General features: G+C 70.8%; 24 protein-coding genes. 14 read left to right on the top strand and 10 right to left on the bottom strand.

Going from position 1 to position 25,658, the window contains the following annotated elements:
- Positions 1-18: 18 nt before the first annotated feature.
- On the bottom strand, positions 19-687 hold the full coding sequence (locus ABZ845_RS27305) for an ABC transporter ATP-binding protein (protein WP_360984467.1): 669 nt from the start codon (positions 685-687) through the stop codon (positions 19-21).
- Positions 684-1,727 (bottom strand): ABC transporter permease, encoded by a 1,044-nt coding sequence (locus tag ABZ845_RS27300; protein WP_360984464.1) that lies wholly within the window; start codon positions 1,725-1,727, stop codon positions 684-686. Before ABZ845_RS27300 ends, ABZ845_RS27305 begins: the two co-directional genes overlap by 4 nt.
- A gap of 134 nt (positions 1,728-1,861) precedes the next feature.
- Here ABZ845_RS27300 and ABZ845_RS27295 point away from each other — a divergent pair, with 134 nt between their 5' ends.
- Both ABZ845_RS27295 and ABZ845_RS27290 read left to right on the top strand, forming a co-directional pair.
- On the top strand, positions 1,862-3,076 hold the full coding sequence (locus ABZ845_RS27295; protein WP_360984462.1) for a sensor histidine kinase: 1,215 nt from the start codon (positions 1,862-1,864) through the stop codon (positions 3,074-3,076).
- Positions 3,073-3,705, top strand: coding sequence for a response regulator transcription factor (locus ABZ845_RS27290; protein ID WP_360984459.1), 633 nt, complete (start codon positions 3,073-3,075; stop codon positions 3,703-3,705). The genes ABZ845_RS27295 and ABZ845_RS27290 overlap by 4 nt, the downstream gene beginning before the upstream one ends.
- A gap of 33 nt (positions 3,706-3,738) precedes the next feature.
- On the opposite strand, the gene ABZ845_RS27285 is transcribed toward ABZ845_RS27290, so the two are convergent.
- Positions 3,739-4,026 (bottom strand): DUF5955 family protein, encoded by a 288-nt coding sequence (locus tag ABZ845_RS27285; protein ID WP_360984456.1) that lies wholly within the window; start codon positions 4,024-4,026, stop codon positions 3,739-3,741.
- Between the two features lie 211 nt (positions 4,027-4,237).
- On the opposite strand from ABZ845_RS27285, the gene ABZ845_RS27280 reads away from it, so the two are divergent.
- The gene (locus ABZ845_RS27280) at positions 4,238-4,846 is read left to right on the top strand and encodes a nucleotidyltransferase family protein (RefSeq protein WP_360984453.1); all 609 of its coding nucleotides are present in this window, start codon (positions 4,238-4,240) and stop codon (positions 4,844-4,846) included.
- A gap of 256 nt (positions 4,847-5,102) precedes the next feature.
- A complete protein-coding gene (gene aceB, locus ABZ845_RS27275; protein ID WP_360984450.1) occupies positions 5,103-6,722 on the top strand; it encodes a malate synthase A in 1,620 nt (539 codons plus the stop codon).
- 1 nt (position 6,723) lies between these two features.
- Here aceB and ABZ845_RS27270 read toward each other — a convergent pair whose 3' ends face one another.
- On the bottom strand, positions 6,724-7,035 hold the full coding sequence (locus ABZ845_RS27270) for a SelT/SelW/SelH family protein (protein WP_360984447.1): 312 nt from the start codon (positions 7,033-7,035) through the stop codon (positions 6,724-6,726).
- Between the two features lie 14 nt (positions 7,036-7,049).
- The gene (locus ABZ845_RS27265) at positions 7,050-7,964 is read right to left on the bottom strand and encodes a HipA family kinase (protein ID WP_360984444.1); all 915 of its coding nucleotides are present in this window, start codon (positions 7,962-7,964) and stop codon (positions 7,050-7,052) included.
- A 200-nt stretch (positions 7,965-8,164) separates the two neighbouring features.
- Here ABZ845_RS27265 and ABZ845_RS27260 point away from each other — a divergent pair, with 200 nt between their 5' ends.
- The 3 genes from ABZ845_RS27260 to ABZ845_RS27250 all read left to right on the top strand — a co-directional run bounded on the left by ABZ845_RS27260 (position 8,165) and on the right by ABZ845_RS27250 (position 11,100).
- Positions 8,165-9,208 (top strand): YafY family protein, encoded by a 1,044-nt coding sequence (locus tag ABZ845_RS27260; RefSeq protein ID WP_360984441.1) that lies wholly within the window; start codon positions 8,165-8,167, stop codon positions 9,206-9,208.
- A gap of 131 nt (positions 9,209-9,339) precedes the next feature.
- On the top strand, positions 9,340-9,738 hold the full coding sequence (locus tag ABZ845_RS27255) for a VOC family protein (RefSeq protein ID WP_360984438.1): 399 nt from the start codon (positions 9,340-9,342) through the stop codon (positions 9,736-9,738).
- Between the two features lie 399 nt (positions 9,739-10,137).
- Complete coding sequence (locus ABZ845_RS27250) at positions 10,138-11,100, top strand: alpha/beta hydrolase (RefSeq protein ID WP_360984435.1); 963 nt, start codon at positions 10,138-10,140, stop codon at positions 11,098-11,100.
- An 88-nt stretch (positions 11,101-11,188) separates the two neighbouring features.
- Here ABZ845_RS27250 and ABZ845_RS27245 read toward each other — a convergent pair whose 3' ends face one another.
- Positions 11,189-12,688 (bottom strand): IucA/IucC family protein, encoded by a 1,500-nt coding sequence (locus ABZ845_RS27245; protein WP_360984432.1) that lies wholly within the window; start codon positions 12,686-12,688, stop codon positions 11,189-11,191.
- A gap of 76 nt (positions 12,689-12,764) precedes the next feature.
- Here ABZ845_RS27245 and ABZ845_RS27240 point away from each other — a divergent pair, with 76 nt between their 5' ends.
- The gene (locus ABZ845_RS27240; protein ID WP_360984429.1) at positions 12,765-14,288 is read left to right on the top strand and encodes an IucA/IucC family protein; all 1,524 of its coding nucleotides are present in this window, start codon (positions 12,765-12,767) and stop codon (positions 14,286-14,288) included.
- Between the two features lie 51 nt (positions 14,289-14,339).
- Here ABZ845_RS27240 and ABZ845_RS27235 read toward each other — a convergent pair whose 3' ends face one another.
- Positions 14,340-16,055 (bottom strand): hypothetical protein, encoded by a 1,716-nt coding sequence (locus ABZ845_RS27235; protein ID WP_360984426.1) that lies wholly within the window; start codon positions 16,053-16,055, stop codon positions 14,340-14,342.
- An 80-nt stretch (positions 16,056-16,135) separates the two neighbouring features.
- Positions 16,136-17,692, bottom strand: coding sequence for an AMP-binding protein (locus ABZ845_RS27230; RefSeq protein WP_360984423.1), 1,557 nt, complete (start codon positions 17,690-17,692; stop codon positions 16,136-16,138).
- A 243-nt stretch (positions 17,693-17,935) separates the two neighbouring features.
- Here ABZ845_RS27230 and ABZ845_RS27225 point away from each other — a divergent pair, with 243 nt between their 5' ends.
- From ABZ845_RS27225 to ABZ845_RS27215, 3 genes are all read left to right on the top strand, one after another.
- On the top strand, positions 17,936-18,811 hold the full coding sequence (locus ABZ845_RS27225; RefSeq protein WP_360984420.1) for a LuxR C-terminal-related transcriptional regulator: 876 nt from the start codon (positions 17,936-17,938) through the stop codon (positions 18,809-18,811).
- Between the two features lie 194 nt (positions 18,812-19,005).
- On the top strand, positions 19,006-20,271 hold the full coding sequence (locus ABZ845_RS27220) for a VWA domain-containing protein (protein WP_360984418.1): 1,266 nt from the start codon (positions 19,006-19,008) through the stop codon (positions 20,269-20,271).
- A gap of 2 nt (positions 20,272-20,273) precedes the next feature.
- Positions 20,274-21,143, top strand: a complete 870-nt coding sequence (locus tag ABZ845_RS27215) for a hypothetical protein (protein WP_360984415.1) — start codon at positions 20,274-20,276, stop codon at positions 21,141-21,143.
- Between the two features lie 64 nt (positions 21,144-21,207).
- Here ABZ845_RS27215 and ABZ845_RS27210 read toward each other — a convergent pair whose 3' ends face one another.
- On the bottom strand, positions 21,208-21,882 hold the full coding sequence (locus tag ABZ845_RS27210) for a winged helix-turn-helix transcriptional regulator (RefSeq protein ID WP_360984412.1): 675 nt from the start codon (positions 21,880-21,882) through the stop codon (positions 21,208-21,210).
- 87 nt (positions 21,883-21,969) lie between these two features.
- On the opposite strand from ABZ845_RS27210, the gene ABZ845_RS27205 reads away from it, so the two are divergent.
- Together ABZ845_RS27205 and ABZ845_RS27200 are read left to right on the top strand one after the other, a co-directional pair.
- Positions 21,970-23,178 (top strand): pyridoxal phosphate-dependent aminotransferase, encoded by a 1,209-nt coding sequence (locus ABZ845_RS27205; RefSeq protein ID WP_360984409.1) that lies wholly within the window; start codon positions 21,970-21,972, stop codon positions 23,176-23,178.
- A gap of 196 nt (positions 23,179-23,374) precedes the next feature.
- Entirely contained in the window at positions 23,375-24,025 is a 651-nt protein-coding gene (locus ABZ845_RS27200) for a histidine phosphatase family protein (RefSeq protein WP_360984406.1), read from the top strand.
- A gap of 71 nt (positions 24,026-24,096) precedes the next feature.
- On the opposite strand, the gene ABZ845_RS27195 is transcribed toward ABZ845_RS27200, so the two are convergent.
- A complete protein-coding gene (locus ABZ845_RS27195; protein ID WP_360984403.1) occupies positions 24,097-24,606 on the bottom strand; it encodes a GNAT family N-acetyltransferase in 510 nt (169 codons plus the stop codon).
- 143 nt (positions 24,607-24,749) lie between these two features.
- On the opposite strand from ABZ845_RS27195, the gene ABZ845_RS27190 reads away from it, so the two are divergent.
- A complete protein-coding gene (locus ABZ845_RS27190; RefSeq protein ID WP_360984400.1) occupies positions 24,750-25,373 on the top strand; it encodes a hypothetical protein in 624 nt (207 codons plus the stop codon).
- The last annotated feature ends 285 nt before the right edge of the window (positions 25,374-25,658 follow it).

Here is a 25,658-nt window from a genome sequence, read left to right as displayed (position 1 = left end):
GCCCCGCTCCCCCGGGGATCACTCCAGCTTCCCGTCCGTCATCTCCCGCACCGCGTCCACCCCGGCGAGGTGGGCGCGGTCGTGCGTCACCAGGACCGTCGCCGTGCCGCGCTCGCGCGTGAGACACAGCAGCAGGTCCAGTACGGCGGCGCCGCGCTCATGGTCGAGGGCGCTGGTCGGCTCGTCCACCAGCAGCACGGACGGCTCGTTCATCAGTGCGCGGGCGATGTTGACCCGCTGCCGCTGGCCTCCGGAAAGCTGGTGCGGACGCCGGTGGGCCTGTCCGGACAGCCCGACCGCGGCCAGCAGTTCCCGGGCCCGGTCACCGTCCGCGCCGTGGCGCCGCCGCCCCTCCATGTCCGCCATGACCTGGAGCTGCTCCAGCGCGGTCAGCGACGGCAGCAGGTTGGGCTGCTGGAAGACGATGCCGATCTCGCGCCGCCGCAGCGCCGCCCGCTCGGCACGGCCGAGCGCCCTGGTCTCCGTACCGGCCACCAGCACCCGTCCCCGGTCCGGGGTGACCAGGGTCGCCGCGACGGCCAGCAGGCTGGACTTGCCGGAGCCGGACGGGCCGACGACGGCGGTCGTGGTACCGGCGGGCACGGTCAGGCCCACCGCGTCGAGCGCCGTGAGCCGTCCGTCTCCGTCGGGGTAGGTGAGGGTGACATCGTCGAGTACGAGGGTCATCGGGCGCTCCCGAGGGCGGTCAGCGGGTCGACGGCGGTGATCCGCCGGACGGACAGGGCCGCACCGAGTGCGCCGAGGACGGTCATCACCGCGGACGGCCCGAGAACGGTCGGCGCGTCCAGGACGAACGGAACGTCACCGCCGCTCCCGGCCAGTGCCCCGATCGCGGCGGCCAGCGCGGCGCCGGTCAGCGTCCCGGTGACGAGCAGGAGCACGGCCTGGCCGAGCGCGTCGCGCAGCAGATACGCAGTGGAGGCGCCCAGTGCCTTCAGGACGGCGATGTCGGCCGACCGCTGGATGGTCCACACGGTGAAGAACGCCCCGGTGACCAGCGCGGAGATCACGAACAGGAAGCCGCGCATCAGCCGCAGCGAGCCGTTCTCGGCGGTGTAGGAGCCGATGGCGGACAGCGCGTCCTGCCGGGCCAGGGTGCGGGTGCCTGCCGCCCGGTCGCCGGCCCCGAGATCGGCACCGCGCGTGCGCAGCGCGACGACGGTGGCCCGGTCTCCTTCAATAACCGACCAGACGACGGGGGTGTGGCTGTAGGAGGCGTGGCCCGCGACCGCGGCGACCAGTTGCCCGGCACCGCCGATCCGCACACGGTCCCCGGCGCGTACGTCCAGTTGCGCTGCGGCCTTCTCGCTGAGGACCACCCGGCCGGGGCCGACACCCGGCGGCGCGATGCCCGCGTCCGGGGGCACGGAGAAGACGGAGACCGCCGCGGTGCGGTCCCCGGCACTCGCGTCCAGTGTGCGGATGCCCACCGGCTGCGCCGAGACGACACCGGGCCGCGTCGCCCAGGTGCGCCACGCGGACGGCGGGAGAAGGGATCCGCTGAAGGACACCGGCCGTCCGGCGGGCGGCGCGGCGAAGGCGAGGTGGTCGGCGGGCAGCCCGAGCACGGCCGAGGTGTTCTCCCGGGCGAGCCCGGCGGTCAGCCCGGACAACAGGCCCACGAGCAGGGTGATCAGTACGACCACGGCTCCCATCAGGGCGAACCGCCCCTTGGCGAACCTCAGGTCTCTCCATGCGACGAACATGCCCCCACCCTGCGGCGCCGGGGAGGGGCGCGGCATCGCCCCGCGGCACGCTTCGCCCGCGCCGAAGGAGGGCGGTCGTTTTCAACCTTTCGGTTGACCGGCGCAGGACCGGGGCCGCTTACGCTGGACGGGCCATGGACCTGCGCCCGTACTCCTCCGTCGTCACCATCCTCCGGCTCTGCCTCTACGCGCTCTTCGCGGCACTGCTCGCCCTCGCCGCGACGCGGGCGCAGGGTCCCGCCACCGTGGCGGCGGCGCTCGGCACGGGGGCGGTCTTCGCCTGGGGTGCGTTCAGCCCGGCGGTGCGCCGTTCCCGGCGCACGGCCACGGTGTGGCTGGCGGCGCTGAGCGCCGCTTGGCTGGTGCTTCTCGCGCTCTCCCCCGACGGGCTGTGGGCAGCGTTCCCGCTCTACTTCCTGCAACTGCATCTGCTGCCGGCCCGCTGGGGTCTGCCCGCGGTCGCCCTCACCGCCGCCGCGGCGATCGCGAGCTTCCTGGTGCACGGCGCGCACCTCACTCCCGGAGTTTTCATCGGCCCGTCGCTGGGCGCGGCCGTCGCGGTGGCCACCGTGTTCGGCTACGAGGCCCTGTACCGGGAGAGCGAACGGCGCCAGGAGCTGATCGAGGAGCTGATCGCCACCCGCGCCGAACTCGCGGACGCCGAGCGGGCGGCGGGGGTGCTCGCCGAGCGCGAGCGGCTGGCGTACGAGATCCACGACACCCTCGCGCAGGGTCTGTCAAGCATTCAGCTGCTCCTGCGGGCCGCCCAGCGGCTGCTGCCGGAAGGGTCCGAGGCCGCCCCGCACATCGAGCAGGCCCGGTCGGCCGCACAGGACAATCTGGCCGAGGCCCGCCGCTTTGTACGCGCCCTCGCGCCACCGGGTCTGGAGGGCGGCTCGCTGACGGGTGCGCTACGGCGGCTGTGCGCGCCGGCGACCGCGGCCGTCGGTGCCCCGAAGGTGGCGTTCTCGGTGAGCGGCACCCCGGTGGAGCTGTCCACTGCCTACGAGGTGGCGTTGCTGCGTATCGCGCAGTCCGCGCTCGCCAACACCCTGCGGCACGCGGGGGCCACGCGTGTGGAGATCACGCTGAGCTTCATGGAGACGGCGGTGGCCCTGGACGTGGTGGACGACGGGTCCGGTTTCGCGCCCGAGGCGGTGCGCCGTGACACGGAGGGCGGCTTCGGGCTGCCTGCGATGCGGGCCCGCGCGCGGTCGCTGGGCGGTTCACTCACGGTGGAGTCGGCGCCCGGTGAGGGCACGGCGGTGGCGGTGACGCTCCCGCTCCCTGCGACGGGCACCCCGACGGGCACGAGTGGGGCCGGAGCCGCCGTGGAGAGCGCGGCATGACGATCAGGCTGCTCCTCGCGGACGATCACCCCGTCGTCCGCGCCGGACTGCGCGCCGTGCTGTGCGCGGAGGCGGACTTCACGATCGTGGCGGAGGCCGCGACGGCCGAGGCGGCGGTGGAGCTCGCGGCGGCGGGAGGCGTGGACGTCGTCCTGATGGACCTCCAGTTCGGCGGAGGGATGCACGGGGCGCAGGCCACGGCCGCCATCACCGCGCATACGCAGGCACCGCGCGTCCTCGTGCTGACCACCTACGACACGGACGCCGACATCCTCGCGGCGGTGGAGGCGGGCGCGGCGGGCTACCTCCTCAAGGACGCCCCGCCCGACGAACTGGCGTCCGCGGTCCGCACGGCCGCCGCCGGCCGCTCGGCCCTCGCCCCGGCGGTCGCCGACCGGCTGATGCAGCGCATGCGCACGCCCGCGGCGGCGCTCAGCCGCCGTGAACTGGAGGTCCTGGAACTGGTCCGGGACGGGCTGTCCAATCTCCAGATCAGCAAACGGCTCTTTCTGAGCCAGGCGACGGTGAAGTCCCATCTGGTCCATATCTACGCCAAGCTGGGCGTCGACTCGCGTACGGCGGCGGTGGCGGTGGCATCGGAACGGGGCGTGATCAGACGCCAGGGGTAGGCACGGCTCCCGGGGGACGCGTACGGCGTGCCCTCAGACGCGCGGCGGCTCGCCGAACAGATCCACCGCGCTGCGTACGTTCGCGAGACCCCTGTTCAGTGCGCTGACCGAGCCGATCGCCCCGGCGATCAACAACAGGGAGCTGCGCAGGCGCGGGATCTCGGGGGCGCCGCCGACGGCCATCGCGGCGAGGGCGGCGAGTTCGTCCTCGGCTATGCCGCGGTCCGCGAACTCGCCGGGGTGCGCGGCGAGTTCACGTCGCAGCCGCGAGACGGCGGTCCGCAGCCCCGCCACCCTCGGGTCCTCTTCGCTGCCGGTCACTGGCCTCTGCCCCAAGCTCCGCAACACAGCTCTCCCCCCTCGCACCCGTTCGTGCGCACGGCTTCGACACGCGGCCCGGCCCGTCGTGGCGTTGAGTCGGGTACCGAGGACGGTCAGTAAACGCCACCCGGCGCGCCGGGCGCCACCATACGGACCGAAATTCAGCCCAAGGAGACCATGAGGTCGGCGTCCTGTCCGGTATGCAGGACGTATGACGCGCAACGAAGACCGTAAGACCCCCGTCGCCGGGCTGCTCCTTGCGGCAGGCGGCGGACGGCGGCTCGGCGGACGGCCCAAGGCGCTGCTCGAACACCGGGGACGGCCCCTCGTGGAGCAGGCCGTGGACGTTCTGCGGACGGCCGGATGCAGTCGGGTCCATGTGGTGCTGGGGGCGGCGGCAGGGGCCGTACGGGAGCGGGCGGACCTGACCGGCTGTGTTCTGGTGGACAACCCGGACTGGGAGCAGGGCATGGGTTCCTCGCTGCGCGCCGGGCTCGGCTCGCTCGCCGGGACGGGCGCCTCGGCGGCCCTGGTCCTGCTGGTGGACCAGCCGGGCATCGGACCGGAGGCGGTGGCCCGGGTGCTCGCCGCCCAGGAGGACGAGATGTCGCTGGTCTGCGCCGCATACGAGGGAGTACGCGGCCATCCGGTCCTGCTCGGCGCCGGTCACTGGGCCGGCGCCGCGGCGGCGGCGACGGGAGACCGCGGGGCGCGGGCCTACCTCAAGGCCCATGAGGACACGATCACGCTGGTGGAGTGCGGGGACGTGGCAAGGCCCCACGACATCGACACGGAGGACGACCTGGTCCACCTTGAGTGAACGGGGTGGCACTGAGCGCCACCTTGCCTCGAAGCTGAGAATCTCGACATCAACAGATCATTGAACTTCCACCATGAGGAAACTAGTATCCACTGCTCAGAAGCGCGGGACCCCTCACCGGGGCGCCGCAGGGCGTATCGGGGCCCCTGGCACCCCGTGCCTCCACATCGCAGGATCGTGGTGTCGCGGCCTCACGGGGTCCGCGTCCTCATGTCAGCTCGCCGAAATGTCAGCTCGCCGAAGGAAGTGACAGCTCATGTCCGCACCCGCGCCGTCGCCGGCCGTCGTCGCCGCCGAGCCCCTGCCGCGGCAGGACGAGGTCCTCACCGATGCGGCCCTCGCCTTCGTGGCCGAGCTGCACCGCAGGTTCACCCCGCGGCGTGACGAGCTGCTCGCGCGCAGGGCGGAGCGCCGCGCCGAGATCGCCCGCACCTCGACGATCGATTTCCTTCCCGAGACCGCCGCGATCCGGGCGGACGACTCCTGGAAGGTGGCGCCCGCCCCGGCGGCCCTGGACGACCGCCGTGTCGAGATCACCGGCCCCACGGACCGCAAGATGACCATCAACGCCCTCAACTCGGGCGCCCGGGTCTGGCTCGCGGACTTCGAGGACGCCTCCGCGCCGACCTGGGAGAACGTGGTCCTCGGCCAGCTCAACCTGATCGACGCCTACACCAGGAACATCGACTTCACGGACCCGGGCACGGGCAAGTCGTACGCCCTGCGCCCCGCCGAGGAGCTGGCGACCGTCGTCATGCGTCCGCGCGGCTGGCATCTGAACGAGCGGCACCTCCTGGTGGACGGGCAGCAGGTGCCGGGCGCTTTCGCGGACTTCGGTCTGTACTTCTTCCACAACGCCCAGCGCCTGCTGGACCTCGGCAAGGGACCGTACTTCTACCTCCCGAAAACGGAGTCGCACCTGGAGGCCCGCCTCTGGAACGACGTCTTCGTCTTCGCCCAGGACCACCTCGGCGTCCCGCAGGGCACCATCCGCGCCACCGTCCTGATCGAGACGATCACGGCGGCCTATGAGATGGAGGAGATCCTCTACGAACTCCGCGACCATGCCTCCGGGTTGAACGCGGGCCGCTGGGACTACCTCTTCTCCATCGTCAAGAACTTCCGTGACGGCGGGCCGAGGTTCGTCCTGCCCGACCGCAACGCGGTCACGATGACCGCCCCGTTCATGCGCGCCTACACCGAACTCCTCGTCCGCACCTGCCACAAGCGCGGTGCGCACGCGATCGGCGGCATGGCGGCGTTCATCCCGTCGCGGCGCGACGAGGAGATCAACCGGGTCGCGTTCGAGAAGGTCAAGGCGGACAAGGACCGCGAGGCGAACGACGGTTTCGACGGCTCCTGGGTCGCCCACCCCGACCTGGTGCCGATCGCCATGCGGTCCTTCGACCGGGTCCTCGGCGACCGGCCGAACCAGAAGGACCGGCTGCGCGAGGACGTGGACGTCAAGGCGGCCGATCTGATCGCCGTCGACTCCCTCCGCGCCAAGCCGACATATGCGGGCCTGGTCAACGCCGTCCAGGTCGGCATCCGTTACATCGAGGCATGGCTGCGCGGCCTCGGCGCGGTCGCCATCTTCAACCTCATGGAGGACGCGGCCACCGCCGAGATCTCCCGCTCGCAGATCTGGCAGTGGATCAACGCGGGCGTCGAGTTCGAGAACGGCGAGAAGGCGACCCCGGAGCTGGCCCGCAGGGTCGCAGCCGGGGAACTCACGAGCATCAGGGCCGAGCTCGGCGAGGACGCCTTCGCGGCGGGCCACTGGCAGCAGGCCCACGACCTGCTGCTGAAGGTCGCCCTCGACGAGGACTACGCGGACTTCCTGACGCTGCCCGCGTACGAGCAGCTCGCCGGCTGACTCAGTCCTGAGCGCGCTCCGAGTGGCCCAGCGACTTCCCGGGGGCCACTCGGTCGCGTACCAGCCGCTTGACCGCCGTGGGTTCCGGGAAGCCCTGCTCACGGCGGTCCCAGACCGTCTCCCCGTCCACCCGCACGATGAAGACACCGCCCGTGCCCGGCTTGAGCGAGAGTTCCGCCAGCTCGGTCTCGAACGTCGTGAGCAGTTCCTGTGCCAGCCAGGCGGCGCGGGGCAGCCAGCGGCACTGTGTGCAGTACTCGATCTGGACGCGGTGAACGCGCCGCATGCCCGGCACCCCGGTCGTCTCAGCCATCCCCGTCCTCCCTGTCATCCCAGGTGCACCGACCAGTCCTGTTGCGCGGCCGGTTTGCCGTGCAGGTCCGGGACCCGCTTGAGCCAGTCCGGACGCCCGCGCCGGGTGCGCGCCGCGCGCCGGGCCTCCTCGGCGGCGACCTCCTCACGAGTGGGGAAGTCGGTGGGCAGCCAGGCCTCGGACGCCTTGACCCTGGCCGCGAGGTAGTCCACGTAGGCATGGCGTACCTCTTCCGGCGAGGCGAAGCCCGGCTCCCCCGCCAGCCAGGCGTCCGGTACCTCCTCGGCGACGGCCCGCAGCAGGTCCCGGGTCACCTTGGGCGCGAGTTCGGCCTCGGCGGCCCGCGTGTCGGGGGCGAAGTGGCCGAGGGCGTGATGGCGGAAGTCGTACGCCTTCTCGGGCGCCGAGGCGTCCCAGCGGTGGTGGAAGACGAGGGCGGCGCCATGGTCGATGAGCCACAGCTTGGGGGGCGCGGTGCCGAAGGTGGGCCAGACCATGAGGTTGGAGCTGTGCACGGTGCGGTCGACGTTCACGGTGAGCGCGTCGAGCCAGATGATCCTTCCGGCCTCCACCGGATCGACCGTGCAGGCGGCGGCGACTTCGGGGGTGAAGTCGCGTGCGCCCGGCAGGAAGTCCATGCCGAGGTTGAGCCCCGGGCTCGCGTCCAGCAGATCGCGCACCTCCTGGTGCGGTTCGTGCGCGGCGAGGGCCGGATCGAACTGTGCGAGAACCAGCTCGGGCACCCGCAACCCCAGCCCGCGCGCCAGCTCCCCGACGATCACCTCGGCCACCAGCGCCTTCACGCCCTGCGCCGAGCCGGTGAACTTGATGACGTACGTCCCCAGATCATCGGCCTCGACGATGCCGGGCACGGAACCGCCGGACCTCAGGGGCGCGATGTAGCGGGTGGCAGCGACCTCTCTCAGCACGCTCGTCTCCTCCGGCCTGCGGCATGCAGTGAGCATAGTAAGCAAGCGTGACGGTCAGGGTTGAGTGCCCGAGCCGAGCACGGCGCGACAGGTCATGCGGCGCTCTGGTGGGACGCTTCCTGCCTCCGGGAGGCGCCAGGACACATACCGCAGCGAATACCGGGCGGAATCTGTCCGGTATTCGATGAATAATCGCGCGCATGACCCGACCGACCTCCCGGGTACTTGCTCTCCTGGAGATCCTTCAGACCGGCGGTACCCGCACCGTTGCCGACCTGGCGGACCGGCTCGGTGTGGACGAGCGCACCGTCCGGCGCTACGTCGACCACCTGATCGACCTGGACATCCCGGTCCGCTCGGTGCGTGGCCGGTACGGCGGCTACCACCTTGCCCCCGGCTACCGGATGCCGCCGCTGATGCTCACCGACGAGGAAGCTCTGGCCGTACTGCTCGGCATGGTGACGGGCCGACGGGCCGGGCTGGCGGCAGCCCCGGAAGCGGCAACGGAGAGTGCCACAGCCAAGATTCGCAGGGTGCTGCCCGAACGGCTCGGCCGCCGGCTGGACGCACTCCTGGCGACCCTCGACTTCACCGCTCCGTCCCGTCCGGCGGTCACGCCGGAGACGGAGACCCTGCTGCTGCTCGCCGAGGCCGCCCGCCACCGCCGACCGGTCGCCCTCAACTACACAGCCTGGAAGGGGCGGCACAGCCGACGCACCGTCCACCCGTACGGGATCGTCGCCCACTCCGGGCGCTGGTACGTGACGGGAGCGGATTCCGCGAGCGGCGAGGTACGCACCTTCCGGTTGGACCGGATCGAGAATGCGACGGCCCTTGCGGGGGCTTTCGACGTGCCTTCGGGGTTCGATCCGGCCGCCCGGGTGCTCTCCGGGATCGCGGAGGCTCCCCATCTCCACGAGGTCTCACTGCGGGTCCACGGCACAGCCGATGACATCCGCTCTCGCCTCCCGGCCGGGATCGCCACCGTGACCGGGATTCCGGCCGGGCCTGCGCCACATGGAAGCTCCGGGACGGGTGACGAATCCGGTTGGGTGCGGGTCAAGCTGCGGGCCGAACGGCTGGACTGGCTCCCTGCCCTGCTGGCGGGGCTGGACCGTCCCTTCGCCGTCGAACATCCCGATGCCCTGCGTGACCAGGTGCGCGACCTGGCCCGTCGGCTCTCCGCATACGCCGACGCCGAACCACCGACGTCAGCACCACCGTCGTCGGCACAGCCGTCGTAGTCCTGACCGTCCGAGGGACAGCCGCGCTGAAGGTCCGTTCGGCCCAAGATTTTTCGAATACCGGGCGGTTCCTGTCCGGTATCGACCGTACTGTCCGCCTCAGAGAACATCACCTCTCACTGGAGATTTCCATGTACTTTGCTTCGATTCGCATCATCACCGGGGACGTCGCCCGAATCGTCGAGTTCTATGAGACCGCCACCCGAGTGACAGCGAAATGGTCCACCGACGATTTCGCCGAGATCATCACACCGAGCGCGACCCTCGCGCTGGCCGGCACCCGTACGGTCCAGACGCTCGGTGAGCAGGCGCCCCCACCGGCAACCAACCAGAGCGTGATCATCGAATTCCGCGTCGCCGACGTCGACGCCGAATACCACAGGCTCAAGGAATTCGACATAGACGTGGTGAACAAGCCGACGACCATGCCGTGGGGAAACCGTTCGCTGCTGTTCCGGGACCCGGACGGCAACTTGGTCAACTTCTTCACCCCGGTCACACCGGAAGCAATCACGCGGTACGGGCATTGAAGTGCTCTCCCTCGTCAACGAGGGCGATTCCTGCCTGCCTTGCGGTGGCGGGCTTCACGCCATGCCGACGCCCAGCCGATGTCACTTCCTCCCGAAGAGGGAGTCCACGCGGCAGAACCTGTCACCCGTTGCCAGCGAGTGGCGGGCGGGGTGTGGCGTAACCGGTCCGCGGCCGGGCCGGTTGCGCGACGGACGGTGAGGCGTTCAGTGAACACGGCTTCCCACTCGCGGAGTTGAAGGTCATGTCGCTGGTAGATCTCATCCGTGCCCCCGAACCGGCGCAACGGCTTTCTCACAACCGGAACGTCAGACACCCAGCGGCCTTCACCGTGCCCCGCGGGAGGCAGGGCAGCTTCGCCTTCCGCGGGGCCGAAGATCGCGTCGCGTACGCTCGTGCTCATGGTTGAGCATCGGATGATGGACGTGAACGGCATTCGGCTCCACATCGCCGAGCAGGGCAGCGGACCCCTCGTGGTGCTCCTGCACGGATTCCCCGAGTCGTGGCACTCCTGGCACCACCAGTTCGGCCCGCTGGCCGAGGCGGGCTTCCGTGTGGTCGCCCCCGACCAGCGCGGTTACGGGAGCAGTGACCATCCCGAGGACGTGGAGGCGTACACCATCCTCCACCTGGTCGGGGATGTCGTCGGACTGATCCGGGCTCTCGGTGAGGAGAGGGCGTATGTCGTCGGCCACGACTGGGGCGCACCTGTCGCCTGGCACACCGCGCTGCTGCGCCCGGACCTGGTGCGCGGGGTGGCCGGTCTGAGCGTGCCGCCGCCGTTCCGGGGGAAGGAGCCTCCGCTCGTCGCGATGGAGAAGAGGTTCGGCGGCCGTTTCTACTGGAACTACTTCAACAGGCCCGGTGTCGCCGACGCCGAGTTCGGCAGGGACGTACGCACCGCCCTGCGGAAGCTCTTCTACTCGGCGTCCGCCGCCGCTTCCCGCTCCGGCGAGGTCAAGCAGCCGCTGGTGAACCCCGACAAGGGCTGGCTCGATTCCATGGCGGACCCCGAGGTACTGCCGGAGTGGTTCACCGAGGACGACCTCGACGCGCTCACGGAGAGCTTCTCCCGGGGCTTCACGGGGGCCCTCAACTGGTACCGCAACCTCGACCGCAACTGGGAGCTCACCGCCCCCTGGCAGGACGCCATGGTCACCACGCCCGCCCTGTACATGTACGGCGACCGTGACCTCGTGCCCGCCTTCCCCGGCACACCCGAACTCATCCAGAACCTCCCCCGCCTGATGCCCAGCTTGGTGCGCGAGCCCATCGAGCTGGAGGGCTGCGGACACTGGACCCAGCAGGAACGCCCGGACGAAGTGACCACGGCGCTCATCGAGTTCTTCAGGGCCTGCCCCTGAGGCCGCGCGGGCTCGGCGGCCGGCTCCGCACGCACCTGCCTGGCCGAGTCGTATGAGACCCCGTGGCCGACCGGGCGAGCCCCGGCGCTCAGCGGCAGGCGAGCGGGTTGGGCAGCGGCAGATAGCGTGCGTCCGCGCCATCGGCGCCCGTCCAGCGCAGCAGGAGGTTCGTCTTGCCGGGGAGGGTGGGTGACGCGAGCAGGGCCGGGATCTCGGGAACGGGGTGGCGGGCCAGTTCCGCGCGGGCCGCGGGCCAGGGGTTCCAGCCGGGGTGGTGCTCCGCGAGCAGTGCGGCCACTTCCGTGAGGTTGTTGACGACCAGACAGTAGACGAGCCGCTCCCACCCGGCCTCGCGGGACACGTCCGTCAGGAGCTTCACCCCTTCCGCGTCCCGGAAGAGCGCCTGTACGGGCAGACCTGTCGCGTCCACCGCGACGAGCGTGTTCTGAAGGTGCGCCTCCAGGACGACGCCGTGCCGTTCGAACGCCTCCAGGACCGGCGGGACGACCTGGCGCAGATACGCCGTCCACCAGGCCGAGGGGTCCGTGGGCGGGCCGAGCGGGCTGCCTTCGAAGTCCTCCACGAGGGCGGCGGCGAGGAGCGGGGTGGCGCCGGGCAGGACATGCGGGCGCAGACCGTCACGGACCAGGACGGCCAGTTCCTCGAAGGCGAAACCGGCCGTACGGTAGCCCTGGTCGCTCAGCCAGGCCGCCGGGCTCTGCGACGCCCCGAACGCGTTCGCCGCCGCCCCGTCCTTGCGGCGCAGGTCGAGCAGGTCGTGGCGCCACAGCCGACGGATGTCGTTGGTGATCCGCACTTCCAGGCTGAACTTCAGGAACAGGTCGTCCTGTGGGGCGTAGACCGTCCGGATCGCCGCCGTGGGAAGCACGGCTCGCGCGCTCTCGCCGAGCCGGAGCAGGCGCCCGTCGTCGAACGCCTCCCGGATCTCGGGGCGGCCCGCGACCAGGCCGAGCTGCCAGGGGTGCGCGGGCAGCAGCCGATAGCCGCGCGGGGCGGTGCCGAGGGCGTCGAGCGCCGTCAGGTCACCCTCCTCGGCGACCGCGTCCTCGCGTACGCCCAGAAGGGTGAGAGCGAAACGGGCGTGCGCCTCCGGCGCGTACGGCAGCCAGCTCGCCACCGGGCCGCCGCCGCGCGCCTTGGGGGCGGGATGGCAGGGGTGGCCGGTGATCAGGGACTGCTCGGAGCGCAGATAGGGGTCGTCCGGGGCCGCCGCACCGGTCCGGGCGGTGAGGATCGCGGCCACCGCGTCCCGGCTGTCGAGCATCTCGACGGGCAGCTCCGGATTGGACACCCCGGTCGCCTGGCGCAGCTCGTCGGCGGTGAGTTTGACCAGCTCGGCGTGGGTGAGCGGGTGCCAGAGCCCGTCAATGCGCAGTTCGGGGTCGCGGGGCCGGCGTCCACCTCGTACGCGCAGCAGCCCCCCGCCCGCGCGCAGGCGGTGGACACCCGGCTCGCCGGTGGGCTCCGCCGCCTCCCGCAGCAGGCAGTTGAGCAGTGGCGCCGCCGCGTAGGCGTCGGCGCGCTCGGGGACCTCGTCCCTGGGGTGCATGGGGTACACGCGATCCATTCGTTCCGTACGGTGCACTGACGATCAGTATGAGTGGTGATCTTCCAGGACGATCCACTCCGTGAGGAGCCCGACCGTGTACCCATCCTGCTCCGCCGAGACACGGCTCGCCCGTGAACTCGATGCCGTACGGCCGAGCCTCGCCGCCTCGTACGCCTCCGCGCTCCCCGGCGCTCGCGCCGCCGTGCTGACCAGGCTGTGGCGTGCGCTGGCCCATGAGCCCCTGCTGTGGATCGCCCAGCGGGAGCCGACGGCCGACGGACTCACGCTCCGGCTGTCGGACGGGCGACGGCTGCACGGCCCGCCCGCCGACCCGTACGCCACCGCCGCGTACGTCACCGAGGTGCGGCTGGAGAAACGGGTGTACGACCGTCCGGCGGAGCTGATGACGGCGCTCGGAGTGCCCCACGGCGCGGGGTTCGCCGCCGAACTCGACCACAGCACGGCCTCGTTGGCGCTGTCCCGGGCCGGTCAGCAGGAACTGGGCGCGTCCGAACCGGTGTCGAGCCGGGAGTGGGAGCAGCGGGTGGTAGACGGGCACCCGTATCACCCCAACTGCCGTTCCCGGCCTGGTTTCTCCGTCGCCGAGCAACTGGCGTACGGCCCCGAGCACCGGCCCGTGGTCAGGCTGGGCCTGCTGCCCGTGGACGACTGCCTCGTACGGGGTGATTGGCCGAAATGGCTGTGGGACGGGGAGTGCCCGCTGATCCCGGTGCACCCCTGGCAGACGGCGCATGTGCTCGGCGCGACGGCGCAGGACGGCCCGGACGCGCGCCCGCTCATGTCGCTGCGGACCCTCGCCCTGCCGTATGACGGGGCGCTCGACGGCCCGTACGACGGCCCGCATGTGAAGACGACGCTCAGCGCACGGCTGACGTCCTCCGTGCGTGACATCTCCATCGCGTCGGTCGAGACCGCGCTCACGGTCTCCGGTTTCGTGGAATCGGTCGCGGCGCGCACCGACGGCCTCCTGCACGTCACCCGCACCCTGGGGGCCATCAGCGCCCACTCTCCCGACCTCGCGGCGGTCCTGCGGGAGCCACCGGAGTCGTACGCGGACACGGCGGCCGGAGAGCGCGTCGTACCCGTGGCCGCCCTTCCCCTCACCGGTCTGCCCTCCTCGCCCGCCTGGCTGGCCGGCTTCACTCGGCTGGCCCTCGCCGTCGGCCTGCGGCTGCTGGACATGGGCGTGGCGCTGGAGGCGCACGGCCAGAACCTGCTGGTCATGCTCGCGCCCGACGGCTCTCCACGACGGCTGGTCTACCGCGACCTCGCCGACATCCGGGTGAGCCCGGCACGGCTCAACCGGCACGGTGTCACGGCTCCGGACGGCCTGGCCGCACGGATGGTCACGGATGACGAGACGGCGCTGCGCCGCAAGCTGTTCGGCTCGCTCGTGGCCGGTGCGCTGGCCTCGACGGCGGGTTCCGCACCCGTCCTGCGCGAGGCGTTGCGGACCGCCGTACGGGAGCTGCCGCACACCTCCGATGTGACGGCCCTTCGTGAAGCGCCGCTTCCCACCAAGGCGTTGACGCTGATGCGGCTGTCCCCGGAACGGCCCGGGGACCAGTGGACCCTGCTGCCGAACCCGCTGTCCTGATGCGACGACCACTCCGGTCAGCGGGCTCGGCCGTCCTCGCCCCCTGCGATGTCACCCCGTGCAGGGGTGGGTGGGGCGGTCAAGCGGGAAACCGGTGGTGATGGTGCCGTCGATCATGGCCGTCTGACCGGGTATGGGTCCGCTGGGTCGGCCCCACCAGTCGTGTTCCGCCATGATGTCGTAGGAGGTCGTCTCGGCGGCGTAGCGGCCTGCGGAGTCCAGGCAGTTGTGGCCGCGGCTGCCCAGTGTTCCGCCGCCCAGATCGATGGTGCTGCTGGTCGTCGCGGCGTGGTTCTGGTCGAACGCGGTGTTGTCGCCTTGGCTGTGGCTCAGGTCGCTGTTCTGGACCACGCCGGTGAGCCGGGTGAGCCGGGTGAGGTTGTTCACCCGCAGATTGTGCGCGCGGTTGCCGCGGATCACGCTGTCGTCGACCGTGAAGGCGAGGTCACTGGCCGGCGCATTGCCGTTGACGACGTTGCTGTGGACGGTAAGGCCGTTGTTCGCACAGCCGGTCAGCCGGCTGTGGGCGATGAGGAGGGAAGTGGTGGTTCCGGACCCGCCGTTGCTCTCCAGGAGGCAGTCACCGTTGTTGAACGGCAGGGTCCCTATGTCACCGGCTCCGGTGGTGTGGGAGACGGTCACATGGTCGAGGGTGAGACGCATGGCCGAGTTCACCCCCCAGTTGAGCTCCTGCACCATGTCGCCGGGGTCGTCGTAGAAAGTACTGTCGGCGACGGTCACGCTCGCGTGGGGATTTCCGTCGAGGGTGACGAACTCGATGCCGTTCGCGCTGCGCCCGCTGGGGCTGGTCCCGCCGACACCGTGTTCGAAGGTGTTGCGATGGATGTCCGCCATGAGGGTGGAGGCACCGCCGGGGTAGGCGAAGATCCCTTCTGAATCCGATTCCGAAGCCCCGTTGGATCTCTCGGTGTTGCCGGTGAGGTCGGCTGCGAGTCGAGCGGTGTCGGTGGTCGCCATGCCGATGGCCAGCAGGGAGTCCTCGTCCCCGCCGTTGCGCATCCGGGTGACGAGATTGTTCGTGACGGTCGCGTGTGTGTGAGCGGTGCCGGATATGCGTAGATCGATGCCGTCTCCGCACGCTCCGTCGTGCACGACGTTGTCGCTGATCGACACCGAGCCACGCGCATGCTCTTCGTCGACCATGACGCCAGCCCACCCGTTGGTGTGTCCTTCGGGCTTGGACTTTCCCACGCCCGCCGTGGTGGTGGGGTAGGTGAACGGTTTGATGAAGAAGCCGGCGGTGCAGGAGGTGTTCGTACCGGAGATGTCGTTGCCGTGGACCTGGACGCCGGTCACGTCGGACCCGTAGACGCCGCCGCGGTGGGCGCCGGTGATGACTAGATTGGAGACCTCCGCGCCGTCGGCGAGCTCGACCGCGTCGCCCGAATGACCGGATCCGCTGGAGTTGGTGATCCTGGGCGCGGCGGCCAGGGCCTGGGCGGTGACCTTGGGGCCGTAGCCGATGAGCTTCTGGCCGGGCTTGAGCGCGATACCGCCGTCCAGCGGCGGACTGCTCGCGGGAGAGGGCAGGACGATGATGGTGTCGCCTGGGCGCGAGGCCCGTTCGACGTCGGCCAGGGTATGGAACGGCGCCCGGTAGGAACCGGAGCCCCCGGCCTCCGCCGTAGCGCTGACGTACCAGGTGGTGCGGGCCGCCGCATCAGCTGGTGCGCCCGAAAGGGACACGGCCATCGCGCTTGCCGCGGCCGTGGTCCATATCGTCCGCCGGAGTGTGTGGACGTTCATCGGTGGAAGACCTCCTCAAAGGGTCATGGGAGCAGAAGCGAAGTGCGCCGTCTCGCGGCGATGACAGCTCGTCCGTCGCCTCATCCGCCGTCCTCGCGGGGTCCGGCCAGTTGCTTCCGGCGTTGCTCGCGCAGGGCGAACCGCTGCACCTTTCCGCTCGGGGTCTTGGGAAGTCCGGTGACCGGATGGATGGTGCGGGGGTAGGCGTGGGCGGCGTAGTGCTTCTTGACGTGTTGCTGCAGCTCGTGCAGCAGTTCCGGTGTGACGGCGGTCTCTTCGCGGAAGACGACGTACGCCTCTACGACTTCGCCGCGCAGTTGGTCCGGTGCACCGATGACTGCGGCTTCCACCACCTCGGGATGGGAGGTCAGAGCGGACTCGACCTCGAAGGGGCCGATGCGGTAACCCGCCATCAAGATCACGTCGTCGTCCCTCGTGGAGAAGTAGACGTAACCCTGCTCGTCACACCTGCCGAGGTCGCCGGTGAGGTACCACCTGCCGTCGGCGCTGAAGCGGGACGCGGTGCGTTCGGGGGCGTCGGTGTATCCGGTGAACCACATGAGCGGACTTGCGGCCGTGTCGATGGCCACCGGCCCCAGGGTTCCGGGCGCCGCCTCGTCGACGCCGGAGGCGGCCAGTACGGCGGCCCGGAACCCGGGCATGGCCTCTCCCATGGACCCGGCACGCAGAGGGCGGCGCACACCGGGATGCCACCCGTTGACGATGACCATTCCCAGTTCCGTCTGACCGTAGTGATCACGGACGGGGACGCCGAGCCGTCGCTCCGCCCAGGCGATGATCCCGGGGTCCAGCGGCTCGCCGGCGCTCGAACATGCCCGCAAGGACAGACCCCGCGGTGCGCGTTCCTCCTTGGCACGCAAGGCGCGGTACACGGTGGGCGCCGCCGCCAGGTTCGTCACCCCGTAGTCCGCCAGGACCTTCCACGTCATTTCGGGATCGAAGCCCGCCCGCAGGAGGAGGTTGCGCCGCCCGGTCAGGAGCGGGCCCAGGATGCCGTAGTAAAGACCGTAGGCCCAGCCGGGGTCCGCGGCGTTCCAGAACACGTCTTCGGGCTGCACGTCCAGCCCGTATTCCATGTACATGCCGATCGCGGCAAGCGCCCTCACCGGGACCGGAACCGCCTTGGGCGCGCCCGTCGTCCCCGATGTGAACAGAAGGACCAGCGGATCCCCCGCCTCACGCACGGCCCCCGGAAAGCCGGCCGGCTGCGCGTCCAGGAGCGCGTCGAGCCCGTGGGGCTCCGCCTCCGCGCCAGGTGACGCATCGGCGGTCACGACATGCCACATCGGCGCGCCCATGCCTTCTACGATCGACTCCAGCTTGGCGCGCTGCCCGGTGTCGCACACCACGACCTTCGCGGCGCCGGCCGACAGCCGGGCGGCGATCGCCGACGGACCGAACGCCGTGAACAGCGGAAGGTGAACCGCGCCCAGGCGCCAGATACCCAGCAGGGTCACGACCAGGTCGGCGCCTTTGCCCATCAGGGTCGCGACTCGATCCCCCGGGCCCACCCCCAAGGCGGCCAACGCGGCGGCAGCCTGTTCCGAGCGGGTCCTCAGCCAGCCGTACGTCAGGTCGCGGCCGGCCAGATCGGCCCCGACGACGGTGAATGCCACCGCATCCGGCGGATGGCTATCGCACAAAAGTTCGGCCGGGCGGGTATCCGGCCCCCTGACCTCACCCAGGAAATGATCCAGACGTCGCTCCGCACTGTCCATCGTCACCTCGGCCCTCCTGCCGTCCGGAAATCGCCGTCGAAACGGATGAGCCGAGGATCACGCCTCCCCCGCGAACCGCGATACCCTCCGATGAGGGAGGCACCGCGCGCCCACCCAGCGCGGTCGGGACGGGGAGGCGTCGTGGTCGCGCACCGCAGCACCGGCACTCGCAGCGACACCCTCACCCACCAGGCACTCTCGGTCATCCGCAACGCGACAGGCGTGCCCCTTGCCTTCGGCGGTGTCGTGGCTGGTGACCGGCAGGTCCGGCTGGCGGCCTTCAGCGGCCACACGATGGGCGCACTGCGAGGAGTAGCGCTCGATTTCGGCCGCGGGCTGGGCGGCAAAGTGGCCGCACTGCGACGCCCGATCGCCCTCCACGACTACCTCAACGCCAGCCGGATCAGCCACGACTACGACAGCGTGATCGCGGCCGAAGGACTCCGCGCCATGGTCGCCGTACCCGTGGTCGTGCACCACACCTCCCGCGCGGTGCTCTACGCGGCGATCCGCGAGTCACTTCCGCTCGGCGACCGGACCATCCAAGCCGTCACGGACGCCGCCCGGGTCCTCGAACAGGAACTTGCCGTCGAGGAGGAGCTCGCCCGTCGCTGCGCCTGGCTGAACGACCGTGCGCAGGAACCGGATACGCAGCGTGGCGATACACAGGCCGAGTGGGAGACCGTCCGCGCCGCGTACGCGGAGTTGCGGGTTCTGGCGCAGAACGTGGCGGACAGTGACCTGCGAGCACAGATCAGTTCGGTATGCGAGCGGCTCGCCGCCGTCTCCCCGGGCAGTCAGGACACCCGGACACCGGCCCCCTCCCCCCTCTCGCCCCGCGAACTGGACGTGCTCGCCTGCGTCGGCCTGGGGCAAAGGAACGCCGACATCGCCGCCGATCTCGGCATCGGGCTGGAAACCGTCAAGAGCCACCTCCGCAGCGCGATGCGCAAACTCCGGTGCGACTCCCGGCTGCAAGCCGTCGTCACGGCACGCCGGTACGGGCTGCTCCCGTAGAGCGTGCCGTCCGCACTCCGAACGCGTCCGTGTGTGGCGCGATGCCGTCCCGGTGGTCATCACCGTACAACGTGGTCCACCGGTCGACGCCGACTCCGGCACCCCGGCCTCCGGCCCCCATGTCTCCTCGACCGGACTTCAGGAGTTTGACCACTCGTTTTGGAACCCGCCCCTCCGGTCAATAGGATCCGCCGATGATCACAAGACAACGGCTGGCGGTAGGAGTCTGCGCCCTGCTCGCCGCCCTGGCGGCCGGGATCGCCGTCCCGGCCGGCGCCGTCGCCGACGAGACGACCGCCCAGGACGCCCCCAAGGTCGATCTCGTCCTCGACGTCAGCGGTTCGATGCTGGCAAAGGACATCGACGGCGGCTCACGCATGGACGCGGCCAAGCAAGCCTTCAACGAGGTCGTGGACTCTACACCGCAGGAGGTACAGCTCGGCATCCGGACGCTCGGGGCCAACTACCCGGGCAACGACCGCAAGACGGGCTGCAAGGACACCGCACAGCTCTACCCGGTGGGACCGCTGAACCGCGCCCAGGCCAAGACGGCCGTGGGCACGCTCCAGCCCACCGGCTGGACCCCGATCGGTCCGGCCCTGCTGAAGGCGGCGGACGACCTCAACGGCGGCCACGGCTCGCGCCGTATCGTCCTCATCACCGACGGCGAGGACACCTGCGCCCCGCTGGACCCCTGCGAGGTCGCCCGGGAGATAGCCGCCAAGGGCGTCGGACTCACCATCGACACACTGGGCCTGGTCCCGGACAGCAAGCTCAACAAGCAGCTCAGCTGCATCGCCGAAGCCACCGGCGGCACGTACACCTCGGTGCAGCACAAGGAGCAGCTCTCCGACAAGGTCAACCAGTTGGTAGACCGTACGGCGCACAAGGTGGTGACCCCGGTCGCCGTGGACGGCACCGCGCAGTGCGCCACGGCTCCCGCCCTCAAGTCCGGCCTCTTCACGGACCGCGAGGAGTTCGCGCAACACCGTTTCTATCGCGTGGATGTGAAGCCCGGTCAGGAACTGCGTGCCTCGGTGAGCGTCTCCGACGACCGCCAGGTGAGCCCCGACTACGGAGTGACGCTGCGGGCGCTCACCACACACGGACGTGAGATCGTGCGCGGCGAGGCGACCGGCTCCGGCCGTACGGACGTGATGTCGACGGGCCTGCGCTACCCGAAGGCGAAGAGCGACGACGAGGACGCACCCGCCGAGACGGTGTGCCTCCAGGTCGCCGACTCCTTCTCCCCGGCAGCCGGTGTGAAGACCACGCCGGGCATGCCGCTGGAACTGACGGTCGACGTCGTGGACGGCCCCGACCAGGCGGCCGACGTGGCCTCCTTCGGCCTCGGGCGTGGTTGGTGGCTGCTCGGGGCGCTGGTCCTCACCGGATTCCTCGCGGGTCTGGTGTGGGGCTGGGTGTCGCGCTGGCGGATCGCGATCTGGAGGAGCAACTGATCATGCGTATCGCACCCTTCGCGCGCATCGCGCGGCTCGGACGGATCCTGACCGCGGCGGCCCTGCTGAGCGGCGCCGTCCTCACCCCGGCAGTCGCCGCCCACCCGGCCGCCGCCGACGCCTCCCCCTCCGCGAGCCCCTCGGGCGACTCGTCCGGTGACAGCGCCGCAGCGCCGACCTCGGCGGGTACGTCGTTCCGTACGGCGACGGAGATCAAGCAGGGCCGGCAGGCCACGGCGAGCGCCTCCACGGGCGACTACCTGTACTGGTCGTTCCCGGCGGACGCCGAGCAGCGGCCCACCGTGAAGGCCACGGTGAAGCTGCCGTCGACGTCCCGGAGCGGCTCGCAGACCTGGCAGCTGGATGTGTACGACGGACTGCGGCGCCGCCAGGCGTGTCAGTACGGCGCGCAGACGCGCACCGTCGCCCAGGACGCGGCGTCCGTCGACCTGTCCTGCACGCTGCGCACGGTTCGCGCCTGGGCGGAACCGTGGGACGACGCCCCGCTGCCGGGCACGTACTACATCAGGCTGACCGCCGTGGGTCTTGGCCCGGCCGATCTGGGGCTCCCGGCCAACGCCCAGGTCCAGGTGGACTCCAAGGACATGGGCGGTTCGGCGGCGGTGGACGGTTCGCTGTCCCAGCCCGTGGTGCCGGGCATCGCCACCACCTCGCAGGAGTCGTCCGGTTCGGACTCGGACGGGGCCACGCTGTCCTCGCTGAAGCCCGACGACGGCTGGACCTCCGGCTGGTGGTCGGACCGCTGGGTGTGGACCGCGATCGGCGGCGTCCTCGCGGCCCTCGCCGGGATCGGCGGCTATGCGCTGACACGCGGCTCGGGACGGCCCTACCGGGTTCCGCCGGGCGCCTGACGCCCACCGCAGACCCGCATGAGAGGCCCGTCGCACCCACCGGCGGGCCTTTCCGCGACTGCCCTCAGTGCGCGGGCAGCGGCTCAACGGGCCGCCGCTTCCCTGACAGTGCCTCGGCGAGCGCGCCCTCCCCCGCCACCACGACCCTCCCGTCCAGCACAGCCTGACCAAGCGTCAAAGCGCCGTGGCTGAGCTCCTCGCAGGTGTCCACATCAAGGGTCAGCCTGACGTCGGGCTCCCGCGGCGCCGCCCCGTCTCCGTACACCCGACCGTCCTGGGCCCCCACCCACAGATGGAACACACCTTCCTCCAGCCGGACTTCGACCAGCTGCTCCCCCTCGCGTCCCTCGTCCCCCTCGATCAGGCGCAGCAGCGGCAGCGCGAACCAATGCGCGCGCACCGCGTCCGTAGGCCTGCGCTCGGCCAGCGCGGACGCGCCCCAGACTCCGAGCGCCTGCAGCACCGGCAGCAAGTCCCGGCCGCGCTCGGTGAGTTCGTACACATAGGCCGCCGCGGGCGGAGGCAGCCGGCGGCGCGTGGCGATCCCGTCGCGCTCCATGTCCTTCAGCCGGGAAGCCAGGACGTCCGTGCTCACGCCCGGCAGGTCCGCGTGCAGGTCGGTGTAGCGGCGCGGTCCCGCCAGCAGTTCACGGACGATCAGGAGGGTCCAGCGGTCGCCGACGACGTCAAGAGCGCGGGCCGTGGAGCAGTACTGGTCGTAGCTTCGGCGAGGTGACATGGGACGCAGTCTAGACAAGGTGTTGGACTTTCCAAGCCGCCACTTGGTAAAACCAAGTATCACCAGTTGGCGGAGGGGAAGCGACTCATGGAGTTCCGGCAGTCGAGCAAGCTCAGCGAGGTCTGCTACGAGATCCGCGGCCCGGTGATCGAGCACGCCGACGCGCTGGAGAAGGCGGGCCACAGCGTGCTGCGCCTGAACACCGGCAACCCCGCGCTCTTCGGCTTCGAGGCGCCCGAGGAGATCCTCCAGGACATGATCCGGATGCTCCCGCAGGCGCACGGCTACACGGACTCACGCGGCATCCTCTCCGCGCGCCGCGCCGTGGCCCAGCGCTACCAGGAGCGGGGTCTCGAGGTCGGCGTGGACGACGTCTTCCTGGGCAACGGCGTCTCGGAACTGGTCTCGATGGCCGTACAGGCGCTGGTCGAGGACGGAGACGAGATCCTCATCCCCGCCCCGGACTACCCCCTGTGGACGGCCGTGACGACGTTCGCCGGCGGCAAGGCCGTGCACTACCTCTGCGACGAACAGGCCGACTGGTACCCGGACCTGGACGACATGGCATCGAAGATCACGGACCGTACGAAGGCCGTGCTCATCATCAACCCCAACAACCCCACGGGCGCGGTCTACCCGAAGGAGGTCCTGGCGGGAATCCTCGACCTCGCCCGCAGGCACGGCCTGATGGTCTTCGCGGACGAGATCTACGACCAGATCCTGTACGACGACGCGGTACACCACTCGGTCGCCTCACTCGCCCCTGACCTGGTCGTCCTCACCTTCTGCGGACTGTCGAAGACCCACCGGGTGGCGGGCTTCCGCTCCGGCTGGCTGGTGGTGACGGGCCCGAAGCAGCACGCGCGCGACTATCTGGAGGGCCTCACGATGCTGGCCTCCATGCGGCTGTGCGCCAACGCCCCGGCGCAGTACGCGATCCAGGCAGCGCTCGGAGGCCGCCAGTCCATCGGCGAGCTGACCGCACCGGGCGGGCGCCTGCGCGAACAGCGCGACCGGGCCTGGGAGAAGCTCAACGAGATCCCCGGCATCACGTGCGTGAAGCCCAAGGGCGCGCTGTACGCGTTCCCGCGCATCGATCCGAACGTGCACCCGATCCACGACGACGAGAAATTCGTCCTTGACCTGCTGCTGCGCGAGAAGATCCAGGTCGTCCAGGGAACGGGCTTCAACTGGCCGACTCCCGACCACTTCCGCATCCTGACCCTCCCCTACGCGGACGACCTGGAGGCGGCGATCGGCCGCATCGGCCGCTTCCTCAGCGGGTACCGCCAGTAGCGGCAGACTCCCCGCCCGGCCTCCTGCCCAGGGACAGGGAGTCGAGGGCACCAGGGCGACCACCGGTTCCCGCCCGGCGCGGGGCCCAGCCGTCTGGCCCAGTCCGTCCTGCGGGCCGCCCGGAGCCGTGCCACGGTGCTGAAGAGCGAAACCGGAGAGAGCGGAACCGGAGAGAAGGGCACGGAAGGGGCACGGCGTGGGCGACCTCATTCTCGTCCGGCACGGTGAGACCGAATGGACGCTGTCCGGCCGGCACACCAGCTGGACCGACGTTCCGCTGACCGAGAAGGGCCGTGAGCAGGCGCGGCGGCTCGCCCCGCTGATCGCGCGGCACCACATCGCGGCGGCGTTCGTCAGCCCGGCCCAGCGGGCCCACGAGACCGCGCGGCTGGCCGGGATCGGCGGGGCCCGTGTCGACGCGGACCTGGCGGAGTGGGACTACGGCGGCTACGAGGGAGTCACCACCGTCGAGATCCACCGGACCCAGCCGGACTGGTTCCTGTTCACGGACGGCGTCGCGCCCGGCCCGCCCGAGCACCCCGGTGAGAGCCTGGAAGAGGTCGGGGCACGCGCGGAGCGGATGCTCGCCGTGATCGACGCGGCGCTCGGCGACGCGGAGGGCAGCGTGGTCGTCGTCTCGCACGGCCATTTCCTGCGCGTCCTGACCGCCCGGCGCCTCGGGCTGCCCGCCTCGGCCGGGGCCATGTTCCAGCTCTCCACCGGGACGATCAGCCGCCTCGGCACGGAACACCGACGCCATGTCGTGTCCGGGTGGAACGTCAGACCGGACTCGTACTGTTCGCATGGGTCTCTGTCGGAGGGGGAGGCGGGGCTCGACGACCGCTGATCCGTGCATCGAGCATCAGAACCGGCCGCTCCGACCCGGGCTGAGGCCGCGAAAGACCCTGGCCGCGACGACTACGACGATGCGGAACCAAGATCCTTCGCCATGACCAACTCCCTGCGCACGCCGTCGGGCAGCAGGTCGCCCGGCTCTCCGGTGTCCACGAAGCCATGACGCTCGTAGAGGGCGAGGGCCGCGCGATTGTCCGGCATCACCGACAGCCGCAAGATCCTGGCCCCCCGCTCAACGGCCCACGCCGCGATCTCGCCGATCAAGCGGTCGCCCACTCCGTGACCTCGGACAGCTGGACTGACCCACATTGAGATCAACCCCGCGGCGTCCGGACTCTCGTCCGGGACACCACTGACCATGCCGACCGCCCTGGCACCTTCACCGCCCACCGCGACGACATTGCGAGAACCGGGGATGGCGAGACGCCCCCTCCAGCGATCCTCCCGGTCGCCCTCCCCCTGCCACTCCGCCAGCGTCGAGCCGAAGGCGTAAGGCGCCTCGGCGAGCGCGGCCAGTCGCAGCTCGCGCCACACCCGCCAGTCATCAGGTCCCAGGGAACGCAGTTCGATCACGCGAGGACGATGCCCTGGATGTGCCCTCTGCGCAACGGAGATTCCGCGGACGCGGTCGTCACCGGCGGCGCTGTCGGACCCCGGTCGTAGTCTTCGGGTGACCGCGGACGCACAGTCGCGGAGGGCAACGGGGAGGAGCAGCCATGACACGACAACCGAGTGCGGCGCAACGGCGTGTCGTCGAAGCCGCCGATCCCGGCACCGGGCGGCTGCGGGGCACGGAGGCGCAGCTCGCGGGACTGGTGAAGAAGGGCCTCGCCTTCCGGCATCCGCGCCCGCCGCACGCGTACTTCCTGACTCCGGCGGGTCACCGCATACGGGAGGCACCCGCGAGGGACGCGGCCCCGGAACCCGCGGCCTCGGACTCCGGCGTGTTCGCCGCCCGCGTCGGCGGCGAGGACGCCGGGGACACCACCCCCGCCCGGCTGCGCGAGGTGCGCAGCGCCTGGGAGGGCCTGGTGGAGTTGCGCCGGATGACCAATCCGGGCGGCGCCACGGACCGGCCGTGCGGCTGGGAGCGCAAGCATCTGGTGCGTGCCGCCGCACTCGCCCTGGAGGCCGCGGGGCACCGGCCCGCGGCGGGAGACGGCGACGGATACCGGGTACGCGCGACCGCGCAGCCGGAGGCCGTGGCGGTCCACGAGAACGATCCGACGGCACTGCGCGCGTGCGCGGCCACCCTGGAGAGAACGGGCTGGCAGGTGAGCGAACACACGGACACTAGGACCCGCACGAGGTACGTACTGGCGTCGCCCCGCCGTATGTGAAGGCTATCGCCGCTCGCCCGTCGACGGTGAGCTCCCGCATGGAGCGGGGGACCCGAGCGAGGCACGCATCGGCGTCGAGCCGCCTCGTACGAGCCCTTAGGCACGGACGAGTTGTCGTGACGTGGCGCCCCGCACTCGACCCGGAACATTACCCTCCCATGACCCATACATGCCAATCCTTGAACCGCTCCACCCTAGACGAGTCTGTCCAAATACGGTCAGTGATCGAAGGCGGTCAGTGAGCGGCTGACCGCCTGGCCGGTCTGGAAGTTGTGCCAGATTGCG

The organism is Streptomyces sp. NPDC047022 (genome assembly GCF_040644155.1).
GTDB lineage: Bacteria > Actinomycetota > Actinomycetes > Streptomycetales > Streptomycetaceae > Streptomyces.
This window is presented reverse-complemented; position numbering and strand designations above follow the sequence as displayed.

Excerpts from the sequence above, each read along its gene's own strand:
- ABZ845_RS27245 (WP_360984432.1), bottom strand. The coding sequence starts at position 12,688 with ATGGATCGCGTGTACCCCATGCACCCCAGGGACGAGGTCCCCGAGCGC.
- ABZ845_RS27205 (WP_360984409.1), top strand. The coding sequence starts at position 21,970 with ATGGAGTTCCGGCAGTCGAGCAAGCTCAGCGAGGTCTGCTACGAGATC.
- ABZ845_RS27300 (WP_360984464.1), bottom strand. The coding sequence starts at position 1,727 with ATGTTCGTCGCATGGAGAGACCTGAGGTTCGCCAAGGGGCGGTTCGCC.
- ABZ845_RS27215 (WP_360984415.1), top strand. The coding sequence starts at position 20,274 with ATGCGTATCGCACCCTTCGCGCGCATCGCGCGGCTCGGACGGATCCTG.
- ABZ845_RS27270 (WP_360984447.1), bottom strand. The coding sequence starts at position 7,035 with ATGGCTGAGACGACCGGGGTGCCGGGCATGCGGCGCGTTCACCGCGTC.
- ABZ845_RS27290 (WP_360984459.1), top strand. The coding sequence starts at position 3,073 with ATGACGATCAGGCTGCTCCTCGCGGACGATCACCCCGTCGTCCGCGCC.
- ABZ845_RS27235 (WP_360984426.1), bottom strand. The coding sequence starts at position 16,055 with ATGAACGTCCACACACTCCGGCGGACGATATGGACCACGGCCGCGGCA.
- ABZ845_RS27220 (WP_360984418.1), top strand. The coding sequence starts at position 19,006 with ATGATCACAAGACAACGGCTGGCGGTAGGAGTCTGCGCCCTGCTCGCC.
- ABZ845_RS27260 (WP_360984441.1), top strand. The coding sequence starts at position 8,165 with ATGACCCGACCGACCTCCCGGGTACTTGCTCTCCTGGAGATCCTTCAG.
- ABZ845_RS27295 (WP_360984462.1), top strand. The coding sequence starts at position 1,862 with ATGGACCTGCGCCCGTACTCCTCCGTCGTCACCATCCTCCGGCTCTGC.
- ABZ845_RS27250 (WP_360984435.1), top strand. The coding sequence starts at position 10,138 with ATGGTTGAGCATCGGATGATGGACGTGAACGGCATTCGGCTCCACATC.
- aceB (WP_360984450.1), top strand. The coding sequence starts at position 5,103 with ATGTCCGCACCCGCGCCGTCGCCGGCCGTCGTCGCCGCCGAGCCCCTG.
- ABZ845_RS27255 (WP_360984438.1), top strand. The coding sequence starts at position 9,340 with ATGTACTTTGCTTCGATTCGCATCATCACCGGGGACGTCGCCCGAATC.
- ABZ845_RS27305 (WP_360984467.1), bottom strand. The coding sequence starts at position 687 with ATGACCCTCGTACTCGACGATGTCACCCTCACCTACCCCGACGGAGAC.
- ABZ845_RS27280 (WP_360984453.1), top strand. The coding sequence starts at position 4,238 with ATGACGCGCAACGAAGACCGTAAGACCCCCGTCGCCGGGCTGCTCCTT.
- ABZ845_RS27190 (WP_360984400.1), top strand. The coding sequence starts at position 24,750 with ATGACACGACAACCGAGTGCGGCGCAACGGCGTGTCGTCGAAGCCGCC.
- ABZ845_RS27210 (WP_360984412.1), bottom strand. The coding sequence starts at position 21,882 with ATGTCACCTCGCCGAAGCTACGACCAGTACTGCTCCACGGCCCGCGCT.